The sequence below is a fragment of the Pseudarthrobacter sp. NPDC092439 genome (assembly GCF_044754945.1).
In the GTDB taxonomy this organism is placed as follows: domain Bacteria; phylum Actinomycetota; class Actinomycetes; order Actinomycetales; family Micrococcaceae; genus Arthrobacter.
In genome coordinates, this window is record NZ_JBIVQB010000007.1 from 177197 (window position 1) to 190462 (window position 13266).

Below are 13266 nucleotides of genomic sequence, written 5' to 3' on the forward strand. Positions count from 1 at the left end.
GTCACACCATCTTTTCCAGCAGGTCGAGTGAAGTGGGGCTGTCAACGGAGAGGTCGAAGCGCGCGGTGATTTCGCCGTCGCGCATCACGATGATCTCGTCCGCCATCTCGAGGGCTTCCTCGAGGGTGTCCGGCAGCAGGATGACCGCTGCGCCGTCGTCCTGGGCGGCGCGGATCTGGTCGTTCACCGTCTGCGAGGCTCCCGGATCGAGGCCGCGCAGCGGGTGGTCAAGGATCAGGACGCTCAGTTCCTCGGCGCGAAGCCACTTGGCCATGACCACTTTTTGCTGGTTGCCGCCGGAGAAGCGTCCCAGCGGCAGGCGCGGGTCGCGGGGGCGGACGTCGAGTTTCTCGAACCATTCCTCCGCGGCCTGCATCCGGGCCTTGCGGCGCAGGAGGGGGCCCTTGGCGGCCTCGCGGGGGTGCACCAGGGTGAGGTTCTCGGCAGCGCTCAGGCCGCCCACCATGCCTTCAACCTTGCGCTCGGAGGGAATGTAGGCGAGTCCGTGCCGGACCGCGCGGCGCATCGACCAGTTCTGCACGGGCCGGCCGCCAACTTCGAGGGTGCCGGCGTCGAAGGCCTCTGCTCCGAAGAGGGCGCGGCAGACGGATTCGCGTCCGGAGCCCATGGCACCGACGATCGCAAGGGACCGTCCTGCGGGGACGGCGAAGGAGACGTCCTTGAACTGCCCCGTCCGGCCCAGGCCCTTGGCTTCGACCGCTGCGACGGCGCCCGCGGCGCTGCCGCCCTTGCGGACCCGTGCGCGTGATTCCTGGCCGATCATGAGGCGGAAGAGTTCGTCCTCGGTGACGTCCTCGCGCCGTACATCCGCCACTACTTCGCCGTGGCGCATCACCACGACGCGGTCGCAGATCCGCAGCACTTCGTCCAGCCGGTGGGAGACGAACAGCACGGAGCCGATTTCGCGCAGTGACCGGATCTCGCGTTCGAGGATCGCGGTTTCGTTGCGCTCCAGCACGGAGGTGGGCTCGTCCAGAATTACCAGGGGGGCCGCGTGGATGGCCTCGTCCACTCGCAGGGCGCGGGCAATTTCGACCATCTGGCGGTCCACGAACGACAGGTCGCTGACCTGGGTGCGCGGGTCGATGGTGGACCCGACGCGGTCGAGGATGGTGGCTGCCTCCTGGTTCAGCCGCTTCCAGCGGTAGAACCCGTAGCGGGTGGCGGCATCCTTGGAGGAGAGGGCGTTCATCGCGATGTTCTCCGCGACAGACAGGTTGGACAGCAGCGACTGCTCCTGGTGCACCACGCCGATGCCTGCGGCCACCGCGTCCTGCGGCCGGCGGAACTTCACGGGACGGCCGTCGGTTTCGATGGTTCCCGAGTCCGGCTGGTAGAGGCCGGTCAGGATCTTCAGGAGCGTGGACTTGCCGGCGCCGTTTTCGCCGATTAGTCCGACCACTTCGTGGCGCGGCACCTCGAGCGAGACATTCTTGACCGCGTGGGTCGAACCGAAGGATTTCGAGATGTTGGTCAGCCGAAGTGCCGGGGTTTCAACTCCGGTTCGGGGGGCCAGGGAAGCGTTGGTCATTTTACGATCCTCAGTCTGCTGCGGTGCGGCCAGGTGGCCACGAGGACGGCCGCGATCAGGACGGTTCCGGAGACCGCGGATTGGATGTTCGGGCTGACCCCGCTGAGGATGAGCCCGTTGTTGAGGACGGTCAGCATGAGTACGCCGATCGCGGTGCGGAGGATGCCTCCCTTGCCGCCTCCAAGGGAGGTGCCGCCGATCACCACGGCCGCGATGGTCAGGAAGAGCGTTCCCACGCCCACCGTCGCCGAGCCGGCGCCGAGCTTGAGGGCTGCCAGCACCCCGGCGGCCGCGCTGCAGGCGCCGGCCACAACGAACACGTAGAGCTTGTACCTGAGCACGGGGATGCCGTTGCCCTTGGAGATTTCCTCGCTGTCGCCGATGGCGTAGGCAAAGCGGCCCAGCCTGGTGAAGCGGGCCACGAACATGCCTGCCAGGACGAACGCCGCGGCGAGGAGGAAGGAGTTCGGCAGGCCGAAGGTGAGCGTGGACGGCCAGCCCTTGATGCCGCCGTCGGGAAGGAAGGGGATGGATTCGTCACCGAAGAGCACCGTGGCGATTCCGAGGCCCACGAACCAGACGCCCAGCGTGACGATGAACGAGGGCACCTTGAGGCGGGTGTGCACCAGGCCGCTCAGGAGCCCGAGGCCCACGCCTACGGCCAGTGCGGCGACAATGGCCCACGGGCCAAAGTCTGCGCTGCCGCGGCTGTTGGCCGTCATGAGGACGAAGGTCATGCCGGCGGCTCCCATGACGCCCTCTACCGAGAGGTCGATCGAACCGGTCAGGATGACCAGGGTGGCGCCGACGCCGATGATCAGCGGAAGGGACGCGTGGTCCAGGATGGTCCGCAGGTTCTCCGGCGTCAGGAACGTCCCGGGGTTGAGCGCCGCGAAAACGGCGATCAGCCCCACGAGTGCAAGCACTTCGCCGAGGTTCTTTGCATTGAACCGGCGGCCCTGCCTGTGGGGTGGCTGTGCTGGGGCGGGTGCCGCCTCGAGGAGGCCGGTCCCGGTGTCCTTGTCTGTCATTACTTTCACCTGTCGTGGTTGCTGCCGAGGGGCGGCTCCGGGTGCGCCTGCGCATTATCCGGAGCCGCCCAGCGTCTGTGATCCGTTAGGGCAACTTCTCCGGGCCACCCGAAACCAGCGGCACGGGGTCGGTCTCCCAAGGGCCCTTTTCGATGAGGTCGTCCATCCAGCCGTCGATGTCACCGTCGAACTTGGTGAATTCGGCGTAGTTTTCCGGGGTGACGCAGCTCAGCTTGAAGAGGCTGTTGCGCTTTTCCTTGGGCAGTTCCGAGGGCTTGATCTCACCGGTGGCGGCGAGGTAGGAGGTGTAGAGGCCGATGGCCGCTGCCATGAATCCGCGGTGGAAGGTCTCGCCGGCGATGGCGCCGTTGCCCATGTTTTCCTTCATCATGTCGACCACCGGCGGGTACAGGCCGTCGGAGGCGAACTTGACGTCGTTGATGCGGCCCGCGTCCTTCACGGCCTGGACGGCGCCGATGATCATGCCGTCGTCGGCGGCCCAGATGCCGTCAACCTTGTCGCCGTACTTGGCCAGGAGGTTCTGGGTCTCCTTGAGGCCGAGCTGCGGGTCCCAGTTGGCGGGGCGGGTGTCCAGGAGCTTCACGTCGGGGTAGGCCTTGAGTGCATCCTTCAGGCCGGCGACGCGGGTCTGGCTGGTGGTGCTGTCCAGCACGCCTGCGAGGGCCACGATGTTCCCCTTGCCGCCGATGCTGTCGGCGAGTGCCTTGGCGGTGCACTGGCCGCTCTCAACGCCGGAGTGCTTCTGGAAGGCAACGAAGTTGTCGCCCTGGTCCCAGGGTTCGAAGTTGTCCGGCTTGTTCCACCAGACCGTTGCGTAACCGCCGGCGGCCTTGACTGCGTTGACGATGGGCGGAGCGTCCGAGCTTGCGACAGTGTTGACCATCAGCGCCACCTTCTTGCCCTGGGCAAGGATGGCCTGGATCTTCGAGATCTCGGTCTGCGAGCTGCCCTCGGAGTCGACGATTTCGAGCGGCACGTCCAGCTTCTTGGACAGGGCCTTGGCGCCTTCGATCATGGACGCCATGTAGGGGTTGGTGGTGTTGATGACCGACGCGACCAGGACGATGTCCTTCTTGTCGATCGGCTGCTGGCTGGTGGCCGTGGTGGAAGAGCAGGCGGTGGTGGCCAGCAGGCCGGCCACCAGCCCAAACGCCGCTACGCGGCGGGTGATGGTTTTCCTGAGGTGCATCAAAGACTCCTTTGTGAGAGACGACCCGAAGTAGTGATTAATAAATATTCAGCTACTGCATTTGCATGCTTATGAGTGTGCGATACCTCACAGGCGCCTGTCAAGAGGTCGCGGCACACTCGCTCTCGGGGTGGCTTAAATAACTGTGGGGAGGCTGCATGGCAGCCTCCCCACAGTGGTCATGCAGACCTAGCGGAGTGTCCTGAAGAACGTCCGGACGTCGTCCACGTACGTATCCGGCACCTCAAGCGGAGCGAAATGCCCGCCGTCGTCATGCACGCGGTACTGCTGGAGGTTGAAGTACTTCTCGGTCCAGCTCATGGGCGGCTTATAGATTTCACCCGGATAGATTCCGACGGCGGTCGGCGCACCCACCACGGGGAAGCGGTCGTGCGAGGGCTTCCAGGGGTTGCCCCTGCATTCCCAGTAGTAGCGCGAGGACGTGCCGCCCGTGTTGGTCAGGAAGTACACGGCCGCGGTGGTGACCAGGTCTTCCTTTGGCCATACCCGTTCGAACGCTTCGGTGCCCTGGCCGCGTTCCTCCAGGCCCCAGAAGTAGCGCTTTTCGGTGATCCACGCCAGCTGGGCGGCAGGGGAGTCCGCCACGAGGGCGGCCAGCGTCTGCGGTTTGGTCAGTTGGATCTCGCCGTACCCGCTCTCCTTCTGGACAAAGAGCTTGCCGCGTTCGAACCAGCCCTTCTCGTCGGCGTCGTTGTATTCGCTTTCGTCCGGAAGCCCCAGGAAGGGGTCGTATTTCACGCCCGGAGGCGCGTCCGGGTGGTCGGCGAGGTAGTGGCTCATCTGTGCCGGGAAGTGCGTGTAGACGCCGTAGACGTCGTCCTCATATTTATGGCCGTGCTGCTGGGCGATCAGGGCACCCCAGTCGCCGCCGGCGGTGGCGTACTTCTCGTAGCCCAGGACGTCCTTCATGAGGGCGTTCTCCAGGTCGGCCGTCCGCCACCAGTTCCAGCCCGGCTCGGTCAGCGGCGAGGAGAAACCGTACCCCGGCAGCGAGATCAGGACCACGTCGAAGGAGTCGGCCGGGTCCCCGCCATGGCTCGCCGGGTCGGAGAGGGGTCCGATCACCTTGCGCAGGTCCCAGAAGGTCCAGGGCCAGCCGTGGTGGATGAGCAGGGGCATGGGGTTCGGCCCCTTGCCCTTGACGTGGATGAAGTGGAGCGGGACGCCCATCAGTTCGGTCTTGAAGTGCGGCAGCTCGTTCATGCGCTGCTCGACGTCGCGCCAGTCGTATTCGTTGATCCAGTAGTCGACGAGCTGTTTGTGGTAGTCCGTGTTGTAGCCGTACCGCCAGTCGTCGTTGGCGAAGTCCACAGGGTACCGCGTGCGGCGGAGCCGCTCGTTCATGTCCTTGAGGTCCTCATCGGGGATCGAGATGGTGAAGGGGGTTACCCCGCCTTCGTTGTGCGCAGCCATTGCGCCTCCTCGGAAATAGGTGGTTGGAATTGACGTGCTCAGGTGATGTTGTAGAGGGCCCGGGCTTCTTCATGCGTGGCGATGGGCCGGCCGACCTCGCGCGCGATTTCCTGGGCCTGTTGCAGCAGTTCCAGGTTGGTGGGGTTGCGGGCGGGGTCGTAGAAGAGCTCGAGGCCCGTCTTGATGTGGCCGCCGAGCTCGATCGCCCGGCGGAGGATGCCGGTGTCGTCGAGGGCGCCCTGGCCCCAGATGGAGATGTACCAGGGGTGCTTGACCTTCGCCTCTTCGATCATGGAGAGGTAGTAGTAGAGGCTTTCCAGGCTGGGCTTCATGCCGTTGGTGCCGATCGGCTCCATGGCGGTGAGCCCGTAGTCGCCGATTAGGTAGAAGTCCCACATGGAGCCCTTGGTGGACAGGCCGCGGTTGACGTAGTGCATGGCGTGGCGCAGGTGGCCCGGCTCGTACACGCCGAACACCATGGCGAGGTCCCGCTCCCGGAACATCTTCACCTGGCTGGCCACGCGCTGGTAGTTGAATCCGAACTCCGGCCCGGAGAGGTATCCTTCCTCGTCCTCCTCGACCGCGAAGAGGGTCAGGCCGGTGTCGACGCAGCCGATGCGTACGTTGCCGCCCTCGTACAGGTGCGGTACGTGCTCGAGTCCGTTTTCATGGGGCAGCAGGCGGAGGTTGTTGCAGGTGGTGGGGTACCAGGTGATGTCCGGGTGTTTTTCCAGGACCCGGTCCCACGTCCGCATATAGTCCTTGTAGGCGTTCTCGCCGAGCAGGTCGAAGCTGGTGTTGTGGGCGTGGATCGCGCCGGCGCCCGCTTCCCAGCACCGGATGGCGTCTTCGGCGATTTCCTCGTAGGAGATGGGGGTATTGGGGTTCATCTCCTTGGTGCGGATGCCGTTGATGTGGGACTCGATCACCACCGGGTAGTCCCAGTTCGGCTTCATGTCGGCATACTTGTCGAGGGCGGTGGTCACAGTACCTCCTGGCAGATGGCGTGGCGCCGATCCAACGGCAACCTGCCGGGAATGAATCGTTATGCGCACTTAAAATGAATATGCCATCGATCATGGGACGTACGTCACACCATTGTCAATAGGTCACCGCCGTGCGGGGAGGTTCAGCCCTTGGTCGCGGCCGTGCGGCGCCGGGAGGTAGTCCGCGCCGGCTTCAGTTCGGCCGCCGCCTTGCGGTCCTCGGGCGCCGTGTCCACCAGGAAGCGGGCCGTGGCTGCATCGGTGACCAGCGTGTCCACCCAGCCGCCGGCCGCTGCCGCCCTGATGGCGCGGTGCTTGCGGGCACCGCCGGCTACCGCCCAGCGGTGCTTCGCGTTGCGGAGCTGCTCGCGGGTGATGCCGACCACCAGGTCTTCGAGTTCCGAGTCGATCGGGTTCCCGTCGGCGTCCAGGAAGTGCAGGCAGACTTCCCCTACCGCCCCGAGTTCACGCACGCGGGCGAACTGCTCGTCCGTGAAGAAGTTGTCACCGGGGCGGAGGTCCGGATCGATCTCGTCGGCACCGATACCCACCAGCGCCAGGTCCACCGAATCGAGCATCTGCAGCGCCTCCCGTGCGTGCGGATCGCCGCTCAGCAGGAGTTCCTTCATTTCCCGGCTCGCTGCGACGCCGGGCGTCCGGAGGAAGACAGGTTGCGCCCCGGTGAGGGCGGCGAACTGCTGGGTGGACCGGGCGGTGTCGTGCTGGAGGGAGGGCGGGCCAAGGTCGCCGAGCGTTTCGATGACGTGCTTGCAGCGGGTGCGCATGGGCAGCATGACGTTGATCATGGTCCGCATGGTCTTGCTCCACGAGGTCAGGGCTATGGTGCGGACCTCGAAGGCCACGTCCTGAAGGAGCGAGGCCATGGTGTGCGCCAGGTCCTTGCCCAGCTCTTCCTCGTTGTCGCTGACGGCGTCGATGATGTGGACCTCGTTTAGTCCATACAGCGCCTCCACGCGCTCTTCGAGCTCCGCGTGGACGTGCGGGGGGACCGCCACCACGGTCCGCACGATCGCGGCCTCCTCGGCCTGGGCCAGGAGCCGGGACACGCGGGACTGCGAAATCTGCAGCCGTTTCGCGATGTCGGTCTGGCGCATCTCGTGGGTATGGTAAAGGCGCGCCACCTTGATCATCAGTCGCTGCGCGTCGACGTCGTTCATTGCACTCCTTTTGTTGCTCCGCCCATCTTAGGGCCCCCTTGACACGTGATCCGGGGCACATGACACTTGTAAATGTAAATGCAGCCCATAAATATTTATTCTATCGCTTGTGGGGCAGGAAAGGGAAGCGCTATGGAGGAGTTCAGCACTCCGTTCGACGTCGTCGTCGTGGGGGCAGGAATCAACGGCCTGGGAATCGCCCGGGATGCAGCCCTTCGGGGGCTGCGGGTTGTCTTGCTTGAACAGGATGACATTTGCAGCGGCGTCTCCGCATGGTCGGGACGGCTGGTCCATGGCGGGCTGCGGTATCTCGAACACCGTGATTTCGCCCTGGTCCGTGAATCGCTGCGCGAACGTGAACTTCTTTTCCGGCTGGCTCCGCACCTGGTCAAGCCGCTGCGGCTCATTATGCCGCTGAGCTCCCACAGCCGCCGGCCCGCCTGGCTGATCCGGATCGGCATGTTCCTCTACGATGCCCTGTCCTTCGACAAGAAGACCCAGGGGCACGAGGTCCTGAATCGAGATGCGATCCTCCGCCGGTTCCCCGGGATCTCTCCCGACGGCCTCCGCGGGGCAGTGGTCTTCACCGACGGACAGGTTGAATACGCGGAGCGGCTCTGCACCGAGGTTGCCCTTGCCGCCGCCGGCGCCGGGGCAGTGATCCGGACCAAGGCGCGGGTCGAAGAACCCGTCATGGAAGGCGGGCGCGTCGTCGGGGTGCGCTACCGGAATACCCTGACCGATGAGATGCACGAGGTCCGTGCACCGATCGTCCTCAACGTGGCAGGCCCCTGGATTGACCGGATTTTCCGGCGCGGTGCGCCGGAGCAGCCGCGGCTGAACGGCGGAACCAAGGGCAGCCACCTCATCGTTGACCCCTTCCCGGGAGCCCCCGACGACGTCGTCTACTACGAGTCCAAGACCGACGGCCGCCTGGTCCTCGTGATCCCGTGGATGGGCCGCTACCTCATCGGAACAACGGACCTGCGCTTCGACAGGGATCCCGGCGAAGCCCGCTGCGACGCCGACGAAATGGACTACCTGCTGGGCGAGGTCAACGAACTCATACCAACGGCAAAACTCACCCCCGCAGACGTTCTCTTCACCTATTCCGGGGTGCGCCCGCTGCCGTACGCACCGGACGTGGAGGAGTGGGAGATTCCCCGCAGCCATGTCCTGCACGACCACGCCCCGGACCTGCCCGGCCTCATCACCGTGGTGGGCGGGAAGCTGACCACCTACCGGCAGCTCGCCCAGGACGCGATCGACGACGTCTTCAAGCGCCTCGGACGCAAGAGCCCCAAGTGCGTGACCGCCAGCCTCCCGCTCCCCGGCGCGGCGGGCGACTTCACGGCTGCGCGGACGGCCCTCGGCCGGGAAGGCCTCGACGGCCGGACGGTTGAACGGCTGCTGGCCCTTTACGGAACCAGGGCCCTTGACGTCATCTCCGAGGCGGATACGGCCGGCGGCGGTTACCCCGTCCTCGATCCCGCAACGGGTGCGCTGGAGGCCGAGATCCTCCTCGCCGTGCGGCACGAGTTCGCCCAGACCCTCACCGACGTCCTGGCACGCCGGATGCTCCTGGCCTTCGAACCGGGCCACGGGCTCGACGTCGTGGAGCGGGCCGCCGCCGTCATGGGCGACGAGTGCGGCTGGGACAGTGAGCGTCAGGCCGCCGAAATCCGGGGCTACCGCGAATGGCTGGAACGCCTGGCTGTTCCTGCCCATGCTGCCCAGGACCGGGCCACAGCGGAGGGCTCCGCGTCATGACGGCGCGCTACGTCCTGGCCCTGGACGAAGGATCCACCAGCGCCCGCGCGGTGCTGGTGTCCCTCGACGGGCAGATCGTGGCCGAGGCCCGCCATCCCGTCGTCCCCCTTTTCCCCAAACCGCGGTGGGTCGAACTCGACCCCGCGGCGCTGTGGGAGGCCCAGCGGAACAGCATGCAGGCCGTCATGGCCAAGGTGGGCGCCACGACGGACGATCTGGCCGCCGTCGGGATCACCACCCACCGGGAGTCCTGCCTCCTGTGGGACCGCCGGACGGGGGAGCCGGTCCACAACGCGATCATGTGGATGTCCAAGCAGACGGACGGGATAGTCCAGCGCTGGAGTACGGACGGCCTTGACCAGGAGTTCCGGCAGCGGACCGGCCTGTTCAACGATTCGTTCTTCAGTGCCGCCAAACTCGCCTGGGTGCTGGAGAACGTGGCCGGTGTGCGGGAACGCGCCCAGCGCGGAGAGCTGGCCGCCGGCACGGTGGACACCTGGCTGCTGTGGCAGCTGACCGGTGGCCGTTCGCATTTCACGGACCACAGCGAGGCGTCCCGCACGGCGCTGTTCTCCCTCGAAACACGCGACTGGGACGAGAAGCTTATCGAGGCGTGCGGTATCCCTGGCCGGCTGCTGCCCCCGGCACTGCCGTCCGATTCGCACTTTGGCGACATGCGGCCGGCCGACGTCGGGCTCCCGGGCACGTCAAGTGTCCCCATCATGGCGATCATGGGAGACCAACAGGCGGGGATGTTCGGCCAGGCGTGCTTCGAGGCCGGGTCAGTGAAGAACACCTACGGCACCGCCGGGGTCCTGACTGCCAACAGCGGCCCCGCTCCCGCGATCCTGGACGGCCTCACCGCCAGCGTCGGCTGGACAGAGGGTGGAACAACCGCCTATGAAATCGAAGGCGTCGTGTTTCACTGCGGCCAGACCCTGCAGTGGATGCGTGAGCGGCTGGGGATCCTTTCCGAGGATACCGACCTCGAGGAACTAGGGCGGCGGGTCCAGGACACCGGAGGCGTGTACATCGTCCCGGCCTTCGCCGGACTGTGCGCCCCGCACTGGTCCCGGGACAGCAAGGCGAGCATCGTGGGGCTGACGCTGGAGAGCAGTTCCGAGCACATTGTGCGCGCGGGCATCGAGGCGATGGCATACCAGACGCGGGACAACATCGATGTGCTCGTCGCCGGCGGCAACCCGGTTCCGGAGCTTAAGGTCGACGGCGGTGCGGCGCGCAGCAACCTGCTCTGCCAGTTCCAGGCGGACATCCTCGGCGTCCCGGTGCTTCGTCCCACTGAGCTGGAGCGGACCGCTTTGGGCGTCGCCCACCTTGCGGGGATGGGCGTCGGCCTCTGGAGCCGTGACGACCTGGCGACAGGCTGGCAGATCGACCGGGTTTTTGAACCGGAGATGTCCGCGGAGCGGCGCGAGGAGCTGTACGCCGGCTGGTGTGACGCCGTGAGGACCGTGACCGGGCGGAGTCCGGGTCCCGGAACGCTGTGAACGCCGTCCATCCGCCCTTCGGCTCCGGGCCGGTCCGGCTGGTCCATGATCCGAAACCGCGCTCCGGTCCGGAGGACATGGAGTTCATCGCCGGCCGGCTCCTCGCGCTCCCTTCCGCACGGGCCGGTGAGCTGAACTTCTCCCGGCCGCTTCCGACGGCGGCTTTCAGCCGCAGGGATTCGCTCCGCGCCGGTTACCCGGCGGCCCGCGAGTTCCTGGCAGCACGCGGTTATGAACCGATCATCAGGCCGGTTGGGGGACACCTGGCGCTGTACGGTCCCGGCGACCTGGTGGTCCACCTTTGGGCGCCCCACCCGGACGCCAGGTCCTCGATCAAAGAACGCTTCGAGTCCTTCGCCCACCACTCCGCCGCCGCCCTCCGGGTCCTCGGAGCCGACGCGCGGGTCGGTGCCGTACCGGGCGAATACTGCACCGGCGAATTCAGCGTCAACGACGCCGGGCGCGCCAAGCTGGCCGGGACCGGGCAGCGGCTCACCAAGCACGGATACCTGTTCAGCGCCGTCGTCATGGTCGAGGACGCCGGCCCGGCACGGGCGGCCCTCGAGGAGGCCTACGCCCTCCTGGACCTCGACTTCCGGCCGGAATCCGTCGGTTGCGTCGCCGACGCCGTTCCGGGGACCACCGTGGACGATGTCCGCGACGCCCTGGCCGGCACGCTGATGCCCCTGCTTGAGCCAGCCGCCCGCCCCGGGGCCACGTCCACGGCGTGCCGCGCCCCGCGTGCCATCAACCACCATTCGCAACACACCCTCTCTGGAGCCACCCGTGTCCACTGACCATTCCACCCGCCCCACCGTCCAGGCCCTCCAGGACCGCCCCCGCGCCCGGGTCCTCATCATCGGCGGCGGCATCAACGGCGTCGGCACCTTCCGCGACCTTGCGCTGCAGGGCGTCGAGGTGGCGCTGGTGGAACGGGGCGACTTCTGCCAAGGGGCATCCGGTGCCTCCTCCCACATGATCCACGGCGGCATCCGGTACCTCGAGAACGGCGAGTTCCGCCTGGTGCACGAGTCCGTGGTGGAGCGGAACCGGCTCCTGAACATCGCGCCGCACTGCGTCAAGCCGCTGCAGACCACCATTCCGGTGTTCTCCACGTTCTCCGGGCTGCTGAACGCGCCGCTGCGTTTCATCACGCACCGCTCCGGCAAACCGAAGGAACGCGGGGCAATCCTGGTGAAGGTGGGCCTGAGCCTCTACGACGCGTTCTCGCGCCGGGGCGGGTCGGTGCCGCGGCACCGGTTCGTGGGCCGCAAACGCTCTCTGGCGGAGTTGCCCGCCCTGCGGGCCGACCTTAAATACACTGCCACCTATTTCGACGCCTCGGTGCATGATCCCGAGCGGCTCACCCTGGACGCCCTCCGGGACGGCCTCGAGGCAGGCCCCCACGCCCGCGCTGCCAATTACCTTTCCTTCGTTGGAACGCACGACGGCGGCGCGCGGCTCCGCGACGAGCTCACCGGTGAGGAATTCACCTTCGCCGCGGACGTCGTCGTCAACCTGACCGGCGCGTGGGTGGACGCGACCAACGGCGCCCTGGGGTCGCCGTCGCGCTTCATGGGAGGGACCAAAGGCTCGCACATTGTCCTGGACCACCCGGGCCTGCTGGCCGCCACGGGCGGCCGCGAAATCTTCTTCGAGCACAGCGACGGGCGCATCGTGCTGATCTACCCCATGGTTGACCGTGTGCTGGTGGGAACCACGGACATCGACGCGGGGGAGGACCTGGAGCCCGTCTGCACCGACGCCGAGATCCAGTACTTCTTCGACCTGATCCGCCATGTGTTCCCGGCTGTGTCGGTTTCCCGCGAGGATATTGTCTATACCTTCTCCGGGGTCCGGCCCCTGCCGCGGCACGACGACACCGCCCCGGGCTTTGTTTCCCGCGACTACCGCATCGAGCGCTCGGTCGTGCCCGGAACCGACCGGCCTGTCCTGAGCATCGTCGGGGGTAAATGGACCACCTTCCGGGCGTTGTCCGAGCAGGTGACCGACGAGGTCCTGGGCCTGCTTGGGCGGGTCCGCTCGGTGGACACCCGGAACCTTCCCATCGGCGGAGGACGTGCCTACCCGCAGCATGGTTCTGCCGTCGAGGCCTGGGTCGCTGCCCGCACCGGACCCGGGGTCAGTGCGGACCGCGCCAGGACTCTTCTGGCCCGTTACGGCACCCGCGCCGACGAAGTGCTGGCGTTCCTGGCAGAGGGGGACGACGCCCCCTTGCGGAGCACCGCTGAGCTGAGCACCCGCGAGCTGGCCTGGATGGCGGCGCACGAACAGGTGGCCCACGTGGCCGACGTCCTGATCCGCCGGACGGGCCTGGCCTTCCGTGGCCTGGTCACCGCGGAGGTGGCCTACGAGGTGGCCGCGCAGCTGGCGCCGCACCTCGGGTGGGGGCAGCGCCGGATCGAGCAGGAGGCACAGGACGCGCTCATTCTGCTCGCCGAACGCCACGGCGCGGGCGCTGCGGCACTGGGGGTGCGGTCATGACATTGGCACCTGAGGGCCGGAAGATGCTGCGGATTGAGCAGCGTAACGCGGCTGTCCCGGTGGAGCGGAAGCCGGAGTGGATCAAGGCGAAG

General features: G+C 66.8%; 10 protein-coding genes. 4 read left to right on the top strand and 6 right to left on the bottom strand.

Going from position 1 to position 13266, the window contains the following annotated elements; translation table 11 throughout:
• Position 1 precedes the first annotated feature (1 nt).
• The 6 genes from ACIQCM_RS14540 to ACIQCM_RS14565 form a co-directional block, all read right to left on the bottom strand.
• Positions 2-1552 carry a sugar ABC transporter ATP-binding protein gene (locus ACIQCM_RS14540; protein WP_400607930.1) on the bottom strand — a complete coding sequence of 517 codons (1551 nt, stop codon included), beginning with the start codon at positions 1550-1552 and terminating at the stop codon, positions 2-4.
• Positions 1549-2583: an ABC transporter permease gene (locus tag ACIQCM_RS14545; protein ID WP_377215115.1), complete on the bottom strand. Its 1035-nt coding sequence runs from the start codon at positions 2581-2583 to the stop codon at positions 1549-1551. Before ACIQCM_RS14545 ends, ACIQCM_RS14540 begins: the two co-directional genes overlap by 4 nt.
• 85 nt (positions 2584-2668) lie before the next feature.
• Positions 2669-3793: a sugar ABC transporter substrate-binding protein gene (locus tag ACIQCM_RS14550; protein ID WP_377215116.1), complete on the bottom strand. Its 1125-nt coding sequence runs from the start codon at positions 3791-3793 to the stop codon at positions 2669-2671.
• 189 nt (positions 3794-3982) lie between these two features.
• Complete coding sequence (locus ACIQCM_RS14555; protein ID WP_400607927.1) at positions 3983-5227, bottom strand: epoxide hydrolase family protein; 1245 nt, start codon at positions 5225-5227, stop codon at positions 3983-3985.
• 38 nt (positions 5228-5265) lie between these two features.
• Positions 5266-6213 carry a 3-keto-5-aminohexanoate cleavage protein gene (locus ACIQCM_RS14560; protein WP_400532422.1) on the bottom strand — a complete coding sequence of 316 codons (948 nt, stop codon included), beginning with the start codon at positions 6211-6213 and terminating at the stop codon, positions 5266-5268.
• Positions 6214-6356: 143 nt separating this feature from the next.
• Positions 6357-7391, bottom strand: a complete 1035-nt coding sequence (locus ACIQCM_RS14565; protein ID WP_400607924.1) for a sugar-binding transcriptional regulator — start codon at positions 7389-7391, stop codon at positions 6357-6359.
• Positions 7392-7523: 132 nt separating this feature from the next.
• Between ACIQCM_RS14565 and glpD the strand changes: the two genes are divergently transcribed.
• The 4 genes from glpD to ACIQCM_RS14585 are packed head-to-tail and all read left to right on the top strand — an operon-like array spanning position 7524 to position 13174.
• Positions 7524-9161: a glycerol-3-phosphate dehydrogenase gene (gene glpD, locus ACIQCM_RS14570; RefSeq protein ID WP_400607921.1), complete on the top strand. Its 1638-nt coding sequence runs from the start codon at positions 7524-7526 to the stop codon at positions 9159-9161.
• Complete coding sequence (locus ACIQCM_RS14575; protein ID WP_400607918.1) at positions 9158-10669, top strand: FGGY family carbohydrate kinase; 1512 nt, start codon at positions 9158-9160, stop codon at positions 10667-10669. The genes glpD and ACIQCM_RS14575 overlap by 4 nt, the downstream gene beginning before the upstream one ends.
• Positions 10666-11466 carry a lipoyl protein ligase domain-containing protein gene (locus ACIQCM_RS14580; RefSeq protein WP_400607915.1) on the top strand — a complete coding sequence of 267 codons (801 nt, stop codon included), beginning with the start codon at positions 10666-10668 and terminating at the stop codon, positions 11464-11466. The genes ACIQCM_RS14575 and ACIQCM_RS14580 overlap by 4 nt, the downstream gene beginning before the upstream one ends.
• Positions 11456-13174, top strand: a complete 1719-nt coding sequence (locus tag ACIQCM_RS14585; protein WP_400607912.1) for a glycerol-3-phosphate dehydrogenase/oxidase — start codon at positions 11456-11458, stop codon at positions 13172-13174. The genes ACIQCM_RS14580 and ACIQCM_RS14585 overlap by 11 nt, the downstream gene beginning before the upstream one ends.
• Positions 13175-13266 lie beyond the last annotated feature (92 nt).